This window comes from Cytobacillus eiseniae (assembly GCF_017874625.1).
GTDB classification, from domain to species: Bacteria; Bacillota; Bacilli; order Bacillales; family Cytobacillaceae; genus Cytobacillus; species Cytobacillus eiseniae.
In genome coordinates, this window is the sequence record NZ_JAGIKZ010000005.1 from 74,156 (window position 1) to 93,816 (window position 19,661).

18 protein-coding genes and 1 other annotated feature are annotated in these 19,661 nt (G+C 37.2%); of the genes, 3 read left to right on the forward strand and 15 right to left on the reverse strand.

What is annotated here, in order from left to right; translation table 11 throughout:
* Positions 1-53: 53 nt before the first annotated feature.
* From J2Z40_RS06520 to J2Z40_RS06570, 11 genes are all read right to left on the reverse strand, one after another.
* Positions 54-1,532 carry a methyl-accepting chemotaxis protein gene (locus J2Z40_RS06520; RefSeq protein WP_066395712.1) on the reverse strand — a complete coding sequence of 493 codons (1,479 nt, stop codon included), beginning with the start codon at positions 1,530-1,532 and terminating at the stop codon, positions 54-56.
* A 142-nt stretch (positions 1,533-1,674) separates the two neighbouring features.
* On the reverse strand, positions 1,675-2,007 hold the full coding sequence (locus J2Z40_RS06525) for a YolD-like family protein (RefSeq protein WP_066395713.1): 333 nt from the start codon (positions 2,005-2,007) through the stop codon (positions 1,675-1,677).
* Positions 2,004-3,248: a DNA polymerase IV gene (locus J2Z40_RS06530; RefSeq protein ID WP_066395714.1), complete on the reverse strand. Its 1,245-nt coding sequence runs from the start codon at positions 3,246-3,248 to the stop codon at positions 2,004-2,006. Before J2Z40_RS06530 ends, J2Z40_RS06525 begins: the two co-directional genes overlap by 4 nt.
* Positions 3,245-3,622, reverse strand: a complete 378-nt coding sequence (locus J2Z40_RS06535; RefSeq protein ID WP_066395715.1) for a YhjD family protein — start codon at positions 3,620-3,622, stop codon at positions 3,245-3,247. Before J2Z40_RS06535 ends, J2Z40_RS06530 begins: the two co-directional genes overlap by 4 nt.
* Before the next feature lie 535 nt (positions 3,623-4,157).
* Positions 4,158-4,541, reverse strand: a complete 384-nt coding sequence (locus J2Z40_RS06540; RefSeq protein ID WP_066395716.1) for a hypothetical protein — start codon at positions 4,539-4,541, stop codon at positions 4,158-4,160.
* Positions 4,542-4,636: 95 nt separating this feature from the next.
* Positions 4,637-6,016, reverse strand: coding sequence for a sensor histidine kinase (locus tag J2Z40_RS06545; protein WP_066395718.1), 1,380 nt, complete (start codon positions 6,014-6,016; stop codon positions 4,637-4,639).
* Entirely contained in the window at positions 6,013-6,693 is a 681-nt protein-coding gene (locus J2Z40_RS06550) for a response regulator transcription factor (RefSeq protein WP_066395719.1), read from the reverse strand. The genes J2Z40_RS06545 and J2Z40_RS06550 overlap by 4 nt, the downstream gene beginning before the upstream one ends.
* A 70-nt stretch (positions 6,694-6,763) precedes the next feature.
* A complete protein-coding gene (locus tag J2Z40_RS06555) occupies positions 6,764-7,438 on the reverse strand; it encodes an ABC transporter ATP-binding protein (RefSeq protein ID WP_066395724.1) in 675 nt (224 codons plus the stop codon).
* Between the two features lies 1 nt (position 7,439).
* Positions 7,440-8,474, reverse strand: a complete 1,035-nt coding sequence (locus J2Z40_RS06560) for an ABC transporter permease (protein WP_066395726.1) — start codon at positions 8,472-8,474, stop codon at positions 7,440-7,442.
* Between the two features lie 145 nt (positions 8,475-8,619).
* The gene (locus J2Z40_RS06565; protein WP_066395728.1) at positions 8,620-9,411 is read right to left on the reverse strand and encodes an SDR family NAD(P)-dependent oxidoreductase; all 792 of its coding nucleotides are present in this window, start codon (positions 9,409-9,411) and stop codon (positions 8,620-8,622) included.
* 42 nt (positions 9,412-9,453) lie between these two features.
* Positions 9,454-10,413, reverse strand: coding sequence for an MBL fold metallo-hydrolase (locus tag J2Z40_RS06570; RefSeq protein ID WP_066395730.1), 960 nt, complete (start codon positions 10,411-10,413; stop codon positions 9,454-9,456).
* Positions 10,414-10,666: 253 nt separating this feature from the next.
* Here J2Z40_RS06570 and tagU point away from each other — a divergent pair, with 253 nt between their 5' ends.
* Both tagU and proC read left to right on the forward strand, forming a co-directional pair.
* Complete coding sequence (gene tagU / locus J2Z40_RS06575; RefSeq protein WP_066395732.1) at positions 10,667-11,596, forward strand: polyisoprenyl-teichoic acid--peptidoglycan teichoic acid transferase TagU; 930 nt, start codon at positions 10,667-10,669, stop codon at positions 11,594-11,596.
* Between the two features lie 364 nt (positions 11,597-11,960).
* Positions 11,961-12,797 carry a pyrroline-5-carboxylate reductase gene (gene proC, locus J2Z40_RS06580; protein ID WP_066395735.1) on the forward strand — a complete coding sequence of 279 codons (837 nt, stop codon included), beginning with the start codon at positions 11,961-11,963 and terminating at the stop codon, positions 12,795-12,797.
* Positions 12,798-12,826: 29 nt separating this feature from the next.
* Here the strand turns inward: proC and J2Z40_RS06585 are convergent, their stop codons facing one another.
* A complete protein-coding gene (locus tag J2Z40_RS06585; protein WP_066395737.1) occupies positions 12,827-13,786 on the reverse strand; it encodes a nuclease-related domain-containing protein in 960 nt (319 codons plus the stop codon).
* A gap of 702 nt (positions 13,787-14,488) precedes the next feature.
* Here J2Z40_RS06585 and namA point away from each other — a divergent pair.
* Positions 14,489-15,508: an NADPH dehydrogenase NamA gene (namA, locus tag J2Z40_RS06590; RefSeq protein WP_066395739.1), complete on the forward strand. Its 1,020-nt coding sequence runs from the start codon at positions 14,489-14,491 to the stop codon at positions 15,506-15,508.
* A 48-nt stretch (positions 15,509-15,556) separates the two neighbouring features.
* On the opposite strand, the gene J2Z40_RS06595 is transcribed toward namA, so the two are convergent.
* The 3 genes from J2Z40_RS06595 to J2Z40_RS06605 all read right to left on the reverse strand — a co-directional run bounded on the left by J2Z40_RS06595 (position 15,557) and on the right by J2Z40_RS06605 (position 19,657).
* Positions 15,557-16,891 (reverse strand): sodium-dependent transporter, encoded by a 1,335-nt coding sequence (locus J2Z40_RS06595; RefSeq protein ID WP_066395743.1) that lies wholly within the window; start codon positions 16,889-16,891, stop codon positions 15,557-15,559.
* 148 nt (positions 16,892-17,039) lie between these two features.
* Positions 17,040-17,259 (reverse strand) — a binding site (T-box leader).
* 84 nt (positions 17,260-17,343) lie between these two features.
* The gene (rnz, locus tag J2Z40_RS06600; RefSeq protein WP_066395746.1) at positions 17,344-18,267 is read right to left on the reverse strand and encodes a ribonuclease Z; all 924 of its coding nucleotides are present in this window, start codon (positions 18,265-18,267) and stop codon (positions 17,344-17,346) included.
* 100 nt (positions 18,268-18,367) lie between these two features.
* Positions 18,368-19,657, reverse strand: coding sequence for a DNA polymerase IV (locus J2Z40_RS06605; RefSeq protein ID WP_066395748.1), 1,290 nt, complete (start codon positions 19,655-19,657; stop codon positions 18,368-18,370).
* Positions 19,658-19,661 lie beyond the last annotated feature (4 nt).

Here is a 19,661-nt window from a genome sequence, read left to right on the forward strand (position 1 = left end):
AGTTAGATTGGCATCATTTCCAATCACACTCTCCTCATTCATCTATACATTCCTTAATTAAATGATTGCTTAATATTTTCTGTACTATCTACTGTTTGTTGAATATATTCTGCGATTAAATGATTATCTGCGGTAATCTCATCAATCGATGCACTTACTTGCTGTAGGCTTGCAGTTGCTTCCTCAATGATTGCAGCAAATTCATTCGTTGATGATTCTACATCTTCACTGTTTTTCCCTACCCTTTTAGCTAGAGAGTCAAACTCTTGAAACTTTTTATTTACCTTATTCAGCATGGCATTCAGTTCAGAGAATTTATCGTCTACTTCTTTGGATGATTCAACACTTTGCTTTAAATTCACACTGCTCGTTTGCATATTTCCTTGAGCTAATTCATTTGTCTTATTAACCTCTATAAGGTTTTCGGTAATTTTAATGGTAATTCTTTTCGTTGTATCAGCTAAATTTCTTATTTCTTCTGCAACGACGGAGAAGCCTTTCCCCGCTTCACCTGCTCGAGCGGCCTCAATTGAAGCGTTTAATGCCAGTAAATTTGTTTGTTCTGTAATTTGCTGAATTTGATGGGCAAATTGATTGGTTTCCTCTATTTTTTGAGTTAATGTTAGAAAGTTTTCATTAAGTGCATGAATAACTGTTTGTAAGTTATCCATCTCACCTATTAGATGCTTAGCCTTCAATTGACCTTCATCAGCAGCAATACTTGATTGAATCGATTCTTCAATCAGTTCTCTCGTTGACTCATTCATTTCCTTCAAAACAATTAAATTATTATGAGCATTACTGGAAATTCCCGTGATTTGTTCGCTTTGTACTTGGCTGCCTGCTGACACTTCATTTATTGCAATTCTCATTTCATCTTGTGAAGCAACACTAATCTGAACTTTTCCATTCAGCTTACTTAACGTATCGGCAATTGTAAATAACTCTTTCTCAAGCTTCACTTTTTGTTCTGCCTGTGCTTTTTCATTTAATTCTGCTTGATCGATATATTCGATAAGCTTTTTGTATTGCTTATCATTTAAATAGATTAATACTGTTAGAAGGACACTAGACAATAAATAAACCATTAAAAATGCAGCAAATTCTTCTTTTAGATAGACATACGATTCCGAAGGGAAAAAGCAATTATAAATAAGAATAAATATCCCGAAGCCAAAACCAATACCAAATAAATCTTTTTTGAATTGAACAGCAGCAAAAATGGTAAAGAAGAATACGCTTATGATACCCGATAAACTACCGCCATATATATAAGTAGGGATGATCGTTCCTATGTTCATACCAATAACAATAATGTACGGAAAGATGATTTCCTTCTTACTTTTGTTTGCAATAAAATAGACAATTGGATAAACGATTAATTGAATAAGATAAATGATACTTGTTATTGAAGTGGCATCTAATGCCACAGCCCCAAACAATCCGATAATCGTGGAAATTAAATAAACAGAGAGCATTAATTTGTTCTTACTTTTCAAATCCATTAATTTTAATTGTTGTATGGCATTCATCTTATTCCTCCGATAGAAAATGATTTATTATTTATACTTATCTATCGACTTAATTAAGGATTTTTCAATAGACATGATTGCATTAATTTTGAGTAAATATTGTCTTTATTTCTAGTTTATTCATATCCTCATTTATCCCCATTCAAAACAGGACATCAATAATATCAGCTATATTTATCCAAACGAAGGTATCCTCTTGAGTAAGTTGTATCTTTTTCTGTTGCTGATCTACTTTCACTACGATCCCTCTTAATTCTCTATCGTTAAATTCCTCAAATAAAACGAAAATAACCTCCTTCCTATCATGCATAGCTTCGAAAATAATCTGAGAGAGTCGCTCTTTTTCTTGATCGTCAATTAGTGGACGTACTTTCTTTTGCAAGCTTTTCTGATGCAGGATAAAAGCCTCCTTATGCTCTGGAAGCATCATTCTTGATGATTCGAACAAACCGTTTCCTTGTAGTTTTTTGCTCATTTCGTATGCCCTCCAATTTTTTGCGCTCGCTCTCTTGCTTGACCGAAGCGCTTTAAAGAAGATGCTCTCATAATTACGGCATTCCCGTATTTTTCTTTCATGCGGTCAATCGTCCTTTCCAATAATAACTTTTGCTCACGATTATCAAATAAGGTTAACTGATATTCATGATCGCTTATAAGTTGACTGAGCGTAATCCCAATCTTTCGAATCGGCTGGCCATCCCAGTTCCTTTGAAATAATGTTGTTGCTGCTTCGTACACCTCATTTGTCAGATTGGTTGGATCGAACAATTTCATTTGTCTGTGAAAGCCGTGGGGGTGATTAAAATCTGCTCCTTGACAATCTACTGAGACGACCCATCCCATATACCCTTTCGCTCGCATCCGCTGACATACTAGCTCAGAAAGTTCTAATAAAGGCACCTTAATTTCATCAAGTGTACAAAAATCAAATGGAAGAGTCATCTGATGTCCAATTGCTTTTTGTACATCATGGGCAGCTGGTTTGACAGGGGAGAAATCCTGCCCATTAGCAATAAGCCACAGCACCTCACCGTTAACGCCCCATTTCTCCCTCAATTTTGATAATGGCGTTTGTGCCAGCTGCCCAATTGTAAAAATCCCCATTCCTTTCAAATGCTGACGCATCCTAGAACCTACCATGAACATTCGCTGAACTGGCAGCCGCCAAAGAGTCTCTTGCAATTCCTCCTTGTGTAAAGTGAAGATACCTGAATGGTTCTTCTTAGCAAAATTGTCACATGCCATCTTTGAGAGCACTTTATTTTCACTCATTCCAATCCGTATATATATTCCCGTTTCGTTCATTACTTTTTGTTGAATACTTGTAGCAATTTTAATGGGATTACCAAACAGTTTTAAACTTCCTGTGATGTCCAAAAATTGTTCATCAATACTGTACGGCTCAACTAAATCCGTATAAGATTGAAAAATCTCTGTAATTTGCAGAGACACGTTGATGTATTCTTGCATATGCGGGCGAACGAGCACTAAATCAGGACATTTTTTTAGTGCCTCGCCAAGACTTTCTGCTGTCGTCACACCGTATTGTTTTGCTAAAGGACATGCAGCAAGAATAATTCCTGAGCGACGAGCTGGATCTCCCGCAACAGCAAGCGGTCGATTGGCATATTCTGGGTGAGCCGCTTTTTCAACACTCGCATAAAATGACTGACAATCCGCCAGCATGACAATTCGTTTTTTCTTGTCGTTATTCATCTTTTCTTCCTCAAATCAATGTGCAAATACATATTTAAGCATTTGTATTGTTCCGCCCTTACTAGATTCCAAAGCATGGAGAACTTGTGATGGTAGCCTCTGCACAAATAATGAGCCTCAACGAATAATTTGTTCTGTTGCTGCTCATACACTTTTATTCCTCGTTCGCGCATCTGTTTTCGGAGTTCGGCCATCTTAGTAATAATCTGATCTTGTACTTGCCTTAGGCTTTTTTCGTAAATATCATTCATCTTTAATTTTGCTGTTCGGAATTTTGTAATATCGCTTTCTAAAACATCCAGTAGAATAGGGAGGAGGACGTATTCTTTCACCAATTGAAGATCCTCTTCCATAACTAGAGGGGCTTGCTTCATCCTTATCCGTCCTTTCAGTGGATACCTACAAGAAATAAGCATAAATAATGAATACTCATTTTTAATGCCCTTCATATTCGTGTTTATTTCAAATTTTCATTACTCCTGTAATCCTTAGGAGGAGTCATCTATACACAAAATTCGTATTTCTGGCATCATGTGGTTATCCATCCTATCTATCCTCTCCTAAAAACAGGAACGTTTGTTCTTATCCTATCCATCATAATACTCGAATATACGTTCGGTTTCAATGGAAATTTATCGACTAATTTCTTGAAATTAGGAAGTTTTCTCCACAACAAAAACGTATACTCTTTTATAAAGAGGAAAGGGAAACTAATTTATAAATGGTGCAGAAGCGCTTGAAGCAATATAACGAGGATAGCGAAGAATTTATTGCCATACATGACAAAATCCTCACTTCTTAAAAAGTGGAGAATCATTTACACAAGGTTGAAAATGATGTTGTTTATGGATGGATAACGGATTCACCTTATTTTTAAAAGTTGAAAAACCGCCAGACATGGCGGCTTATTTATTTCTTATAAAATAATGTAAGAAGAAAAAACATCATGAAACTTACAAGTAATGCCACACCGCCACCAATGTATAAGGAGAGTGTAACACCTTCCGGCAAGTTAAATGGTTTAACCATATATAACCACATACCTACAGATAGACCGACAGAACCAATAATAGCGCTCCAAACATGGATTCTCGTTAAAATGGTCTCGGTCGTCTGAAACACTTTATAGAAAACGGCCCATCCAAAAAGTGATAACCAGCCAACAACAAGGATATGTGCATGGACAGGACGGAAAGCATATGCCCCCGATCCAGCCATATGTGCGCCAAGGATTGCTCCGATTAACCCAAAAACACCTGCAAATCTTAATAAAACTAAACTATGGTTATTCATCAAAAATCATCCTCCATTTTATACAGATCTTCTCTTTCATACTCTTAAATTTACTTTATGAATATGAACGGAGGATGAATAGATATTTACAAATTTCAGCTTATAGGCAGCTCCACAATAAACGTAGTTCCTTCATTTTCTTTGCTTCTAACGTGAATGTGACCACCATGGAGACGAATAATCGTTTCAACAATAGATAGCCCTAATCCTGTTCCCTCTACTGTTCGTGTGCGTGCAATGTCGGCCCGATAAAAACGATCAAAAATTCTCTCTACTTCCGTCTTGTTCAATCCGATTCCAGTATCTTCAAATGTGATAAAAACCGATTCACCTTCTTCTCTAATCGATAGCTCAATACTGCCGTCCTGTTTATTATATTTAATCGCATTTGATAAAAGATTATCCCACACAGTATTCAGTAAAGAAGGGTCCCCGTTAATATCGATATCAGGCAATGAATAGCTAAGCATTAATCCTTTTTCACTAACTGCCCATTGATAATTTCTCACTAATTCCTTTATTTGCTTGGCAACATTAAATCGTCCTTTATTTAAAAGATCCTCATTTCGATCTAATGAGGCAAGCAGTAATAATTGTTTTGTTAAAGTGGAAAGTCGTTTAATTTCATCATTAATAATGGAAACATATTGCCGTCTTTCTTCCACACTTATCGATTCATTCTCTAATAGATTCGTATAGCCTTTAATATTGGATAGTGGTGACTGGATATCATGAGAAATATTCGATGTGAATTCCTTTCTCATATCATCCATTTGTTCTAGCTTTTTTGCCATTCGTAAAAAGCTATCAGTAAGATCTCCAAGTTCATCCCGACGTGTGCGATCAAGTTCAACATTGAAATTTCCATTTGAAAGTAACTTAGTCGCCCTCGTTAAGTTAGAAATTGGTTTAACTAAATACTTTGTACTAATAACGACCATAGAAATACTTAAAGCAACCGTTAATACAAGAATCCAACCAAATAAAATATGCATCTCATTGAAAAGAAGTTTAATATCTGGTCTCACAAAGAGAGCAAAGCTTCTTCCATTGTGCTTCAATGGAACACCAATCGTATTTCCAAGTTCATTTGCAAAAAAGCCCGTTACAAAGGTTTCCTGTGGAAAGTCGAGAATTCCGTGGAAAACACTCCCATTCAATACATACTCTTTTGTTGAGTCAGGCAGACGTTTATCTCTAAATGCTTCTCCATAAAAAACACCATGTCCATTACTGTCTACTAGATACATTTGGTAGCCGACTGCGGTAATGCTTTCTAAATACTCTGCTAGGTCAACCGTTGGGTGCTCTTTTGCAAAAGCAGCAATATCTAAGGCGATTTTTGTATTTTTTTCGTCATTATAAGGCTTTAATTTTTGCTGATAATAACTATTAGAAATTAAAAAAGCTAAAATAAAGCTTACAAACATGATACTAATCGTCATTACAGTAAATTTCACATACAGCGTTTTCATTGACGGTGGACCTCCAATAAATATCCAATCCCACGCACTGTTTTTATTTGAAAATCATCAGTCAATTGAGAAAAACGCTCCCTTAATCTTTTTATATGAACATCAACAGTTCTCTCATCCCCTTCATAATCTAGACCCCAAATCTGTTCAATTAGCTGCTCTCTCGAAAACACTTGCATCGGGTTAGAAAGGAGAAAAAATAAAAGCTCAAATTCCTTTAAGGGCAAAAGAAAGGTTCGGTCCTTAATCTTCACTTCATAGCTTTTTTTATTTATTGTTGTATTTCCTACGCGCACGATTGATCCATCTGGTTGATGATCATAACGGCGCAACAAGGCTTTTATGCGAAAGCTTAATTCCTTTGGTTCAAATGGCTTGACTAAATAATCATCTGTTCCAGCTTGAAACCCACGCTCCTTGTCTTCAATTTGATTTTTAGCAGTTAAAAGGATCACCGGAATATCATACTGATTTCGAATCGCTTTCGTTAGCTCATAGCCATCCATGAACGGCATCATTAAATCCACAACAGCTAAATCACATGCTTCAGTTTTCAGAATATCTAAAGCTTCCATCCCGTCTTTTGCTTGAATTACTTTATACCCCGCCTCAGTTAAGTGGATATGTACGAGTCTTAAAATATTAAGATCGTCATCTACAATCAGAATATTGGTCATCATCAATTCTCCTATACGATAGCTAAACTAGCCCTGATTGATATCAAGGCTAGTTAATAATTTTAATATACTATACAACTTGCCCATCACTTATTGTAATGATTTGATCGGCATAAGTAAGCATTTCTTCGTCATGGGTAACCATCAATGTAGCTATATTTAGCGTTTTCGTTAAATCGCGGATTAGCTTCATAACATCTTTTGACCTTTTTGAATCTAAGCTTGCCGTCGGTTCATCTGCAAAGAGAACTTTTGGTTTATGGATAATCGCACGAGCAATGGCAATCCGCTGTTTTTCCCCACCTGATAATGAAGACGGATACGCTTTTTTCCGATGGGACATTTCTACTAAACCTAGTAGCTTGTTTATTTCTTTTTGTGCTTCATCCTTCTTTAATTTCGTTTCGGCAACATCCAGCATGAGCATCAATTGTTCTTCTACTGTAAGAAAAGGAACGAGATGGGCAAATTGAAAGACAAAGCCAAATTTACATGCTCTGATTTTCCGCACTTGCTCTGAATTCATGGAAATCATATTTTCCCCTTCAAATATGACTTGTCCATCAGATGCACGTTGAAGTCCTGCTGCTATTGTAAGCAACGTACTTTTTCCAGAACCTGATGCACCAACTAATGCTGTGATCTCCCCTTCTTTCAAAGAAAGATTCACACCTTTTAATATTTCTTCCTTCACTTCGCCATTCAAAAATGTTTTTCTAACTTCATCTATAGTAAATATTGTCATCTTAAACCTCTCCTTGTTGAATGGCTTGTAATGGTTCGACTTTTTTGATTTGTATCCCTGAAAGTGTCGCTCCTATAAATCCAATCACCAGGAAAATAATCGACAATTGTATAGTCGTCTCCATCGTTAAATGAAACGGCATTCCATTAGGCGCAATTTGAGTAAACACTTGGCTAATTGCAATCGATAGACAAAGCGCCATGACTGTAATAACCATCATTTGTGTCCACATCATTTTAAACAAAGCATTTGTCTTTACTCCAATAGCTTTAAGAATCCCGTAAAGGCCCATTTTTTGAACATTCATCATGTAGAAGAAAATCGCAAATAGCATCCCACTAATGACGACTAAAAACCAAACAATCATATTTAATGACATTTGCTCTGCGCTATAGCTTGGAATTGTATTGAGAAAATCCTTCTTTGAAAATAACTGTAACCCAGCAATTACATGTGACAACTCTCCATCTGGTACGAAAACAAACTGCATTTCCAAGGCACGGTACATGTCCTGATAGTCTCTCATATGAATAAATGCAACAGGCGCATGACTGTATTTCTTTTGATCGACAAATCCTTTTACAATAAACTGACCATTATATTGATTATTTGTCAGTGTATCACCAATCTTCACTCCTTCTTCCTGTAATGAGCGATCCAATACAATTTCTCCCCTTTTCACATGAGGAAAAAATGTTGAGTCCGTTGCTGTTACAAAAGCAACACTACGCTGCTTACCCGCTTCCTCATTCAAAAAACCCATTTGAATGGACAGCGCTACGGCATCCTCCTCTTTATTTAACAGCCTCTCTTGGGTACTACTATCTATTCTTGACAGATTATAGGTTTCCTCTGCATCTTCACTCATATAAAATGAACCATTTGGTAAATCTTTAATTAATGCGGCATTGTCTTGTGATAGTCCACTCGCCAAACCAGATATAATAAACGTCAATAAACTAACAAGAAAAACGATTGAACCTAAAATCAAAAATTTCCCCTTATTTTTCTTCATTTCTTTCCAACCAATGTTCATCTTTATTCCTCCAATCTCCTCTTTGACATCCTTAGTTTATAATCGTTATGTGAACTGCAGATGAACGAGTCGATTCCATTGGAAAGAAAAATGACGATAATAAAGAGCCAAAGAAATATATTCTCAGGCTCTTTATCATCATCATCTATTTTTTATCAAACATTTTCCCAGCAACTTTCTCAGCCAGATGAGGAAAGACATTGTACAGCGTACTGCCAATATCCATCCATCTTGGCAGATTCAACTCACGCTTAGGATGAATCATTAATTGAGTAATTTTATTAGCTACCTCATCGGACTTAAGCATGAATCTCTTTACGTTTTTTATATAATTCCCCGATTTATCAGCAATCGTGAAGAAGTTCGTTTCAATTGGACCTGGATTCACAGCTGTCACAAATATATTTGTCTTGGCAAGCTCCATCCTTAAACTATTTGTGAAACCAAGCACCGCATGCTTCGTCGCAGAATAACCGCTTGATTTAGGAGTGGCTAATTTTCCTGCTTGAGAGGCAATGTTAATGATATGTCCTGCATTTCTTTCAAGCATGGACGGAAGGACTTCCTTTGTACAAGCCATTAATCCTAGTACATTCACATCAAACATCTTTGCAATTTCCTCAAAGCTTGCTTCAGAAAAAGCATCGAACACACCAAAACCAGCATTATTGAGAAGGATATCCACATACCCAACCTCTTCATAAATTTGTTGAAAAACCTTTTTTACTTGTTCAAAATCGCTCACATCAAGTTGAAAATAAATACTATTTACGGCTGTTTTTTTATTGATAGTCTCGCAAATTTTATGTAATCGATCACTGGACCTAGCTAAAAGTATCGGCCGTGCACCTAGTTCAGCTACTTTCATGGCGACATTTTCACCAATCCCTGATGAGGCACCTGTAATGACAATATTTTTATTGACTAATTTGTTCATTTTTCACCTCAATAATAATTGTGAGAGCCTATTGCGATAAAACTATATATGATATAGAAATGCCTGTCCCTTTTTATTAATCATAATTTCGCCGATTGCGTGCAAATAGTCAAGCTGGGCAACTGTTTCAGACAGTGTCAGAGAAAGCTCTTTTTCATACACAGTTGGAAATAGGCGGCGACATATTTCAAACACAGTGAGCGACTCTGACTCTAACCATTTCCTCACATGCAAGGCCCGTTCATGCTGGCGGGCAAGCCGTTTTTCAATGAGCTCATTCACTTGATCAATATCCTCCCCATGCCCAGGATAAACAACCTGAATCGGAAGGTGCATTAATTTTTTCAGTGATTCATTGTATTGTAATTGGGGTCTAGGTCGTTCTGTTTCTCCTGGTAATGGCGGCTCAAGCAATGGATTTGGTGAAATGTGAGCAAGCAAGTGATCACCGCCAATATATACTCCATCTATTTCTCGAAAAAGTCCAATATGGCTTTGAGCATGGCCAGGCGTTTCAATCACTCGCCACGATTCAAGACCCGGCGGTGTATCTCCTTCTACTAATTCACCAGTAAGTGAACGATTACAAGTGAAGCGTAGCGTTTTTTTCATTAAACCAATCAATGATAAATATTTCTCAGGTATGCCAAATTCATGGAAGAGCTGATAATAAAATTCATCATGTGAGCTTAAAAAATCTTCTGTACGAGATAGCCATCTTTGATTAAAGCGATGTCCATACACTTCTAAGCCCGGTGCAAAATAATCCAAAAGACCAGCATGATCTGGATGATGATGGGTTAGCACAACCTGCTCAATATCATGTGGGGTTAATTCTAAAGCTTTCAGCTGTAATGTTAAAGCTTCCCATGCCGTTTCTGTTTTAGGCCCAACGTCAATAAGGGTTAGTTTCTCCCCTTTTACAACATATACATTGACATCACCGACTGGAAAAGGAGTCGGGATTACGAGTTTGGCAATGCCATTTTTCCATTCTGCCATCATTTCATCTCCTCAAAATACTATATCTAGATAGATTTATATTCAACTGTATTAATGCTTTTTTAAATATACAACTAATTTTACCTTTCTTCTTGATAATTGTCATTATTTTCACATAACTTTAGGGTTTGTTTATTCATATAACACTTCCGCTGCAAAAGAATCGATAGAACAACATAGGTTGTTCTTTTTAACGAATATCTGTTATTCTGTACTTAATTGAAACTTTAGCATTTGATGGAGGGATAATGAAATGAGGTCCACTTCTAAAAAGAAAAAAAGAAAATGGATCCTGATAACCGGAATCATCAGCCTATTTGTACTCATCTGTGCAGGGATATACGGGTATTCCATATACAAATCATTAACAACAGCGGTTGCAACGATGCATCAACCAATCGAAAGAGAACGATCCGAAAAAAGAATAGAAGAAATTATCTTTGAAAAAAAAGAGCCATTTTCCGTTCTCATGCTAGGGGTTGATGAACGCGAGGACGATCGTGGACGTTCTGATTCAATGATTGTTTTAACCGTTAATCCGAATCAAAATTCTGTCAAGATGCTCAGCATCCCTCGCGATACTCGCACAGAAATTATTGGCCGTGGAGAAGAGGATAAAATTAACCATGCCTATGCTTTTGGGGGCATCGAGATGTCAATTGCTACCGTTGAACATTTATTAGATATCCCCATTGATTACTATATCCAAATAAATATGGAAGGTTTTATGGATATCGTTGATTCGGTTGGTGGGGTAACTGTGAATAATGATTTAGATTTCACGATAGGCGATAGCCATTTTCCTAAAGGTGAAATCACGTTAGATGGTGAAGATGCTTTGCTGTTTTCCCGAATGAGATATGAGGATCCGAGGGGTGACTTTGGCCGCCAATTAAGACAGCGTGAAGTCATTCAAGCAATAATTAAAGAAGGAGCAAGTCTTTCATCCTTAACTAACTATCAAAAGATTTTTCGTGCATTAGGGAAAAATATTAAAACAAATCTAACGTTCAATGAAATGATCGATATCCAAAGAAATTACCGGAATGCAGCAAAAGCGATTGAACAACTGCCACTAGAAGGAGATAATCAATTAATCAATCAAATTTATTACTTTATGATTTCCGACGAAGAAGAAGAACGTATTCAAGGGGAACTAAAAACTCATCTGGAATTAACATAATTTTTCGTTTTTTCTCATAATGCCTCTTGACAAACAAGCTTGTCCACCTTCATAATCACTATTAATATCTTAAGAATGAAAATGTAGCGATGAATAAGGCCAGTAAATGGATAATGACGAAAGAGAGTGAAGTTCGAACCCGGCTGAAAGACTTCACCGTCCACTTCCCCATTGAACCTACCTTATGAGCGGTTAGGCAAACCTAAACGTGTGATCCGGCGTTAACGGAATTGAGATGCCTTTTTCTCAGCTTTTTTGGGAGAGGCAATTGAAGGTGGTACCGCGAAAAGCTTAGTCCTTTCGTCCTTTACAGGATGGAGGGGCTTTTTTTATTGAAATTACATTTCTAGGAGGAGGAACAACCATGAACAAATTAGCTATCATCGGTGCGGGCTCAATGGCAGAGGCTTTGCTGTCTGGCATTGTGAAAAATAAGTTAATGGATAGCAAGCAAATATGGATGACGAATAAAGCCGATCATGAAAAATTAATTGCCTTGCAAAATCAATATGGTGTGCAGACTACTTATGATTTAGAAGCAATTTTTCAAGATGTCGATGCCGTTATTCTTGCAGTAAAGCCAAAAGATGCAGCTGAAGCCATTTCTTATATAAAAAGCTACTTAAAAGAAGGATTGCTCCTCATTTCTGTCATGGCAGGCGTGGGCATTCAAACAATTGAGAAACTTGTCGATCCATCTTTAGCCATTGTTCGTGCTATGCCAAATACATCCGCTGCCATTGGAAAATCCGCTACCGCTCTTGCAATCAATACGAAGGTATCCCCTACACAGTTAGAACTTTCACTTAATATATTTAAAACCGTTGGCCTAACAACAACTGTCCAAGAAGATCAGCTTGATGCTGTCACTGGTCTTTCTGGCAGTGGGCCTGCTTATATCTATTACTTAGCAGAAGCAATGGAAAAGAGCGCAATCGATAGCGGTCTTGAGAAAGATGTTGCAAAGGAATTAATTATCCAAACATTAATAGGTGCAGCAGAAATGCTAGCAAAATCAAAAAAAGAGCCTGAACAGCTAAGAAAAGAAGTAACAAGTCCTGGCGGAACAACAGAAGCAGGTTTGAAAATTTTAGAAACCTATCGTGTACAGCATGCATTTATCGATTGCATTAAAGAAGCAACCGCACAGTCTAAACGACTTGGCGAACATATTCGTGCTGGGATGAAAATGAATAGTTAGCCTTTTGCGATCGGCTTTACGGACCTTATTTAGTTTTTTTGAGTATACATTCTTCCTTTTTTTGATCCAGTATAGGGAAGGTTCATTTTCTTTAAGAGGCGGCTTGCTGTATAGGGTGAAGATAGATGGAGAAATTCACATAATTTTTTATTTGTAATTGTGGAATTTATTAGAAGGAAATAATCATTCATTGCTTGAAGATGTGCATCTTTATTTTTCAATTGGCAAGTTGGGCAATGCCAGGTTCCATGTATTCGTTCCATGCCAAATTTTTCACATTGAAGACACTGAACGCCAGTTATAATATCCGTTTCAGGTATTTTAAAATAGCTTAGGACATCATATGTTTCTGGAATATGATTTTTAATTAACAATTTTGCTAATTTCTTTATATCATTGGATGTTAACTGATCCTCTGTGTATTGCATACTTAGTTTATTCATTCTTTCTCCTATCTCTTGTGGATGGATTACATTCCGCTGCGCTTCATAGTACTGAGGATCTGATTTTATGATTGTGGATGGATTGCTGATAACAACTAAATAATCTAAGGGTAATTGAATTTTTCTTTCTTTTAGCCAGTTTGTCCATTCCTCTCGCTGCCTTTTCGCTTGAACAATTGGGCAAAGATAAGCCTTTTCAAGATTATTAACTGACTGAATAAGTTGCTTGTGCTTGGAATCAAAGTAAATTGTACCTATATAATTCTTAATCTCAAGGTTCAAAGTTAATTTCTTACTAAGAATCATCGTATCCATTTGGAAGAAACTATCCCCATTTTGAAGTCGTAATCCATGAAAAATAAGGTATTCCTTCTCAGGTAGCTTTTTCACAAAATAATCGGATGCCTTTTCTCCCTGGTATCCAGCCATTCTTTTCCTTTGTTCCGATTCAATAAGAGGACGTTTCACATGATTTTTTGAGAGCCTGTTAAGTAACACCTCATTTTTGTGTAACCTAAGGGGCTTAACTCTTTCCAATGCAATCAAAGATCTCACACCTTTCTTAAATTTCAAGGATATATTCGATTCAATTGATAAGAACTCCTGCTTTATGAATAACTATTTGCAAAGGTTTGCGATATTTTTGCAAATACAGATATATTTTTTGCGGAATGAGTTTAATAGCCATTGTATTTATTTGCAATCTAGTTACTATTTTTGCGAGATTCGATTTTTATTTGTGATCTTGCTACTTTTTTGCGATATTTAGTTTTTATTTGCGAACTTGCTACTCTTTTTTGCGATATTTTTCTTTTATTTGCGAAACAGCTACTCTTTTTTGCGATATTTTTCTTTTATTTGCGAACCGGCTACTTTTTTTGCGATATTCGATTTTTATTTGCAATCTTGCTACTTTTTTGCGATATTTTATTTTTATTTGCGAAACAGCTTCTCTTTTTTGCGATATTTTACTTTTATTTGCGAAACAGCTACTTTTTTGCGATATTTTATTTTTATTTGCGAAACAGCTACTTTTTTTGCGATATTTTACTTTTATTTGCGAAACAGCTTCTCTTTTTTGCGATATTTTACTTTTATTTGCGAACCACTACTTTTCTTGCGATATTCAAGCTTTATGTGCAATCTAGCCATTTTTTACAAACCCCTACCCAAAGAAGCTAGTTCTTTTTCATTTAACGAAGCGATTGCTATACTAGAGAGGGACATACATAATAGGAGGTTTTTCTAATGGAAGCAAAGCTTTTTACCCCTTTTACGATCAAGGATACGACGATTAAAAATCGGATCGTCATGGCACCGATGTGCATGTACTCGTGCCCTAACGAGGATGGCATTGTCCAAAATTGGCATAAAACACATTATACGAGCCGCGCTGTCGGTCAAGTTGGTCTCATTATTATCGAAGCGACTGCTGTGACACCACAAGGGCGCATATCTCCGAATGATCTAGGGATCTGGAGCGATGACCATATAGCTGGATTGAAGGAATTAACAGATTTAATGAAGGAACATGGAACAACAACAGGCATTCAGCTCGCACATGCTGGAAGGAAAGCAGTACTAGAAGGCGAAATCCTTGCACCTTCAGCGATCGCCTTCAATGAAAAATCAAAAAGGCCAAAGGAAATGACAAAAGAAGAAATTCAAGATACGATTGAAGCCTTCAAACTTGGGGCTGAACGGGCAAAAAAGGCGGGCTTTGAAATCATTGAAATTCATGGTGCACATGGCTACTTAATAAATGAATTCCTGTCTCCACTGTCTAATCAGCGTACAGACGAATACGGAGGATCAGCAGAAAATCGGTACCGTCTTCTTCATGAAATCATTGAAGCAATTAAAACGGTATGGGAAGGTCCGCTTTTTGTAAGAGTTTCAGCAAATGATTATCACGAAGATGGCTTAACTCCTCAGGATTATGTCCAATTTGCTCACTGGATGAAAGAGCAAGGCATTGATCTGATTGATGTAAGCTCAGGAGCTGTTGTTCCAGCCAAAATCAATGTGTATCCAGGCTATCAAGTGACGTATGCGGAAAAAATCAGAGCAGAAGCGAATATCCCAACTGGTGCTGTTGGCTTAATTACCTCTCCCCTGCATGCAGAGGAGATCTTGCAAAATGAGCGGGCCGATTTAATTTTCCTTGCACGAGAGCTTCTACGTGATCCGTACTGGCCACGACGTGCAGCCAAGGAGCTTAATACAGAAATTAATTTCCCTAAACAATATGAGCGTGGTTGGGTGTAAGTAAAAAAAGTGGATGACCTCTCAAAAAGGCCATCCACTTTTTTATCCTTATATAAGATTTAACGAATCCAAAAACACAACAATAATGACAATCGGAACGATAAAACGCATTAAGAAATACCAAATCGTAAAAACAAAATGAAGTCCCTTTGATCCTTGAATGAGCTCACTCTTGAGAAGATCCTTCTTCATCTTAAACGACACAAAGATTGAGATGAGCAACGCACCAAATGGCAACAAAATATTACTAACAAGAAAATCTGCACTATCAAAAATAGTTCTTCCAAAAATTGAGATATCAGACAAAAGGCTATATGATAGCGCTGAAGGAATGCCTACTGCAAAAATAGCGATCCCCATCAACCAAGTCATTTTATTCCTTCCTTTGCCCTTCGTTAAAGCAGCAACAACAATTTCAAGCATTGAAAAGGCAGATGTTAATGTAGCGAATAAGAACAAGGATAGGAATAAGAACAAAAATACTTTTCCAAAAACCATTTGTTCAAAAACAGATGGGAGTACGATAAACAATAGACCTGGACCATCCGTTGGTTCAAATCCCAACGAAAACACGGCTGGGAAAATAGCTAATCCTGCTAAAATCGAGATGAATAGATTCATCAAAACGACAGATATAGCCGGCTGCAACAAGCTCTCTTTCTTTGATAAATAAGAGCTATATGTAACCATAACCGATATCCCAACACTTAAAGAGAAAAAGGATTGGCCCATTGCATAAAGAAGGCTTTCAGAGTTTAAGCTTGAGAAATCTGGCTTCAAAAAGAAGCGAACACCATCCATTGCACCATCCAATGATAAAGAACGAACGATTAAAATAAGAAAGATAAGAAAGAGTGCAGGCATCATGATTTTACTCATCTGCTCAATCCCTTTTTGAACTCCTCTTGCGACAATAACAACTGTGATCAATAAGAAGATTCCTTGAGAAACAACAGCAATTGTTGGATTAGCAACAGAGTTTTCAAAAAAGACTTTATATCCACCAGCTTCTTGATCCATCCCACCAGTTACAGTAGCAAATAAATAATGGATAATCCATCCGCCGATCACACTGTAAAAAGACAATAAAATAAAACTTGTAAATACACCTAGATAACCAATCCAATGCCATTTCGTCCCCGGTGCAATTTTCTTATAAGCACTAATTGCTTCCTTCCCCGTACTGCGTCCAATCACAAATTCTCCAAGCAAAAGAGGAAATCCAATTAACACAGAAAAAATCAAAAACAGGAGAATGAATGCGCCACCACCGCTATTACCTGTCACATAAGGTAATTTCCAAATTGCCCCTAGGCCAATTGCTGACCCAGCAGAAGCTAGTATAAAGCCAATTTTTGAAGACCATTGTTCATTTTGCTGCATTTTACTCTCCTCCATTTTCCTACAAGGCGTGAATCGTTCAGAAATTGGCCAAATTTCGACGAACTGTTTATCGTATTTTTGTTGCAATCCAATTGGTAATTGTACATGAGATGATCCGTCAAAGACGCAAAAAAAGCCATCTCTTTCTAAAAGGGACGTGATGAACTCACGCGGTACCACCCTTTTTGAAAGCAAATGACTTTCCACTCAATAGGTTAACGAAAAATGATTCCGTTCTCCTGCCAAAAATATGCAGGTAGAAAAAGCTCCAAGGTGAAATTCATCTTATTTTTGTATCAGTTTCCACCAGCCACTGACTCTCTATTAACAGGGAAATAAGACTTAGTTACTCTCTTCATAGCTTTATAAATATGAACTTTTTTGTATAAATGTGAGTATATTATACTCATTAGGACAAGTCAATACTTTTTGAAAAAATAAAAAAATGAAGATTACCGTAATGGAAGATGAATCTCTTTAAAATCCTCTGCTATAACGGTTACTGGAAAAGATTCTCTTGCTTCTTCCACTAATCGCATCCAATCTGTTCGATCATACCTTGAGCTAATATGTGTTAAACAAAGCTTTCTTACCCCTGCTTTCTCAGCAACCTTGGCAGCTTGAACAGTAGTGGAATGAAAATATTCATAGGCAAGTGATTCTTCCCCACTAGAAAAAGTTGCTTCGTGTACAAGAAGATCAGCATCAAGAGCTAATTGAATAGCAGCATCACAGTAGCGTGTATCACCAAGAATAGCAATGATTCTTCCCTTTTGCTTAGGGCCTAAAAAGCGTGCACTTTCAATGATTTCTCCATTTTCGAGTTCAATAGGCTCCCCATTTTTTATTTTTTTATAGATAGGTCCAGGATTAATTCCTGCTTTCAGCAGTTTATCCGCGAGCAAGGTTCCAGGTCTATCTTTTTCAATGATACGATACCCATAAGAAGGGATGCCGTGCTCGAGAAGTTTCGCTTCCACAATGAACGCATCATCCTCAAAAATAACCCCTTCCTCAATCTCAATGATCTTTAGTGAGTATTTAAGATAAGTCTGACTAGTCGATAAGGAAATTTCCACATAGTCCTTCAGTCCCTTTGGACCGTATAATGTGACTTCCGATTCTCCTCCTTGAAAGGAGCGGCTTGATAATAACCCTGGCAGTCCGTAAATATGATCGCCATGTAAATGTGTAATAAAAATTTTTTCGATTCTTCTCGGTTTGATTGATGTATGTAGTACTTGATGCTGAGTCGCTTCTCCACAATCGAAAAGCCATATGGTACCACGTTCCTCAAGCAATTTCAATGCAATTGAAGTAACATTTCTCAGCTTCGCAGGCATCCCCGCACCTGTACCTAAAAAAAAGACTTCCATCTAAATACGCTCCCCTTTAACTGAATGTCCTTACTATACCATAGCTTCCCTTATTAAAAACATAGAGCATAAAGAAGCTATGACTTTACCGTCTATGTGATTACTTATCTTCATGATCGGCTTTTCGATACGGGAAATCATGGAGAAAATCCTTATTAAAGCTCGTTTCTGTTCCAATTTTTTCTTGCTGTTTTTTTATTTCAGGCATCATTCCTGCCCGTTCAATAATATGGCTTCCAAATTTCTCTCGCAGCTCAGCTAATGCCTGAAAAAGCGGCTCCTTTTTTGCCTCTTTTTCAAAGCTAAACAGATCAAGCTGTTTGCTTGCCTCATTGTATTCGACCAAATCCATCGTTGTCACACCAAGTAATCTAACTAGATCACCATTCCAATGCTTAAGAAAAAGCTGTTTGACAACTGTATAAATTTCATCTTGATTCCCAATTGGATTCTGGAGCTTCTTGCTTCTAGTAATTGTTTTCCGATTTTTAAATCGAATGGTAACTCCTACTGAAGTTGCTAGTACTTTTTTTCTTTTAAGCCTTACCGCTACAGTTGCAGCTAATCTTTCAAGCACAAGCAGAAGTTCCTGCTGGTTTGACACGTCTCTTGGCAGCGTAGTCGAATTGCCAATGCTTTTAAATTCAGCAGCTGCATTCGGATCGACCGCTCTTGTATCCCTTCCATTTGCTCGTTCCTTTAATCTGTGACCATTGATTCCAAGGAGTGACTTTAACTGGATTTCATTTGCCTTTGCTAAGTCACCAATTGTATTTATTTGAATCGTTCTAAGCTTCTCTCCAGTTTTCTTTCCAACGCCGTGCATTTCCTCTACCGCTAGTGGCCAAAGAACAGCTTGAACATCTCTTTTGCGAAGAATCGTAATGCCCATTGGCTTCTTCATATCAGAAGCAGTCTTTGCAAGAAACTTATTTGGTGCAATTCCGATGCTGCATGGCAAATCTAGCTGATTTAGCAGTTGCTTTTGGATTGAATGAGCAATTTCAAGCGGTGTGCCAAATTCATAACTATCTGTAATATCTATATAGCCTTCATCAATTGATACAGGTTCAACTAAGGATGAATACTGATTTAAAATTTCAAACATCGCGATGGAAGCCGTACGGTATCGATCAAAATTTGGCTTTTTTACAATTAGCTGCGGGCAGAGTTTTTTTGCTTCCCAAAGAGCCATCGTTGTTTTCACACCATAGCTTCTCGCTTCATAGCTGCAAGTAACAATAATTCCTCTTCTTTCCTCCGGGTTTCCTGCAATCGCTAAAGGCTTGCCCTTCAATGAAGAATCATAAGCCATTTCAACCGATGCATAAAAACTATTCATATCAACATGTAAAATGACACGCCCATTTTTTGGATACATTTGTTTCATGCCG

Coding starts and splice junctions, on each gene's coding strand:
- namA (WP_066395739.1), top strand. CDS start 14,489: ATGGAAGCAAAGCTTTTTACCCCTTTTACGATCAAGGATACGACGATT.
- J2Z40_RS06540 (WP_066395716.1), bottom strand. CDS start 4,541: ATGAATAACCATAGTTTAGTTTTATTAAGATTTGCAGGTGTTTTTGGG.
- J2Z40_RS06550 (WP_066395719.1), bottom strand. CDS start 6,693: ATGACCAATATTCTGATTGTAGATGACGATCTTAATATTTTAAGACTC.
- J2Z40_RS06520 (WP_066395712.1), bottom strand. CDS start 1,532: ATGAATGCCATACAACAATTAAAATTAATGGATTTGAAAAGTAAGAAC.
- J2Z40_RS06525 (WP_066395713.1), bottom strand. CDS start 2,007: ATGAGCAAAAAACTACAAGGAAACGGTTTGTTCGAATCATCAAGAATG.
- J2Z40_RS06560 (WP_066395726.1), bottom strand. CDS start 8,474: ATGAACATTGGTTGGAAAGAAATGAAGAAAAATAAGGGGAAATTTTTG.
- J2Z40_RS06595 (WP_066395743.1), bottom strand. CDS start 16,891: ATGCAGCAAAATGAACAATGGTCTTCAAAAATTGGCTTTATACTAGCT.
- J2Z40_RS06535 (WP_066395715.1), bottom strand. CDS start 3,622: ATGAAGCAAGCCCCTCTAGTTATGGAAGAGGATCTTCAATTGGTGAAA.
- proC (WP_066395735.1), top strand. CDS start 11,961: ATGAACAAATTAGCTATCATCGGTGCGGGCTCAATGGCAGAGGCTTTG.
- J2Z40_RS06530 (WP_066395714.1), bottom strand. CDS start 3,248: ATGAATAACGACAAGAAAAAACGAATTGTCATGCTGGCGGATTGTCAG.
- J2Z40_RS06545 (WP_066395718.1), bottom strand. CDS start 6,016: ATGAAAACGCTGTATGTGAAATTTACTGTAATGACGATTAGTATCATG.
- J2Z40_RS06570 (WP_066395730.1), bottom strand. CDS start 10,413: ATGGCAGAATGGAAAAATGGCATTGCCAAACTCGTAATCCCGACTCCT.
- rnz (WP_066395746.1), bottom strand. CDS start 18,267: ATGGAAGTCTTTTTTTTAGGTACAGGTGCGGGGATGCCTGCGAAGCTG.
- J2Z40_RS06555 (WP_066395724.1), bottom strand. CDS start 7,438: ATGACAATATTTACTATAGATGAAGTTAGAAAAACATTTTTGAATGGC.
- J2Z40_RS06605 (WP_066395748.1), bottom strand. CDS start 19,657: ATGAAACAAATGTATCCAAAAAATGGGCGTGTCATTTTACATGTTGAT.
- tagU (WP_066395732.1), top strand. CDS start 10,667: ATGAGGTCCACTTCTAAAAAGAAAAAAAGAAAATGGATCCTGATAACC.
- J2Z40_RS06565 (WP_066395728.1), bottom strand. CDS start 9,411: ATGAACAAATTAGTCAATAAAAATATTGTCATTACAGGTGCCTCATCA.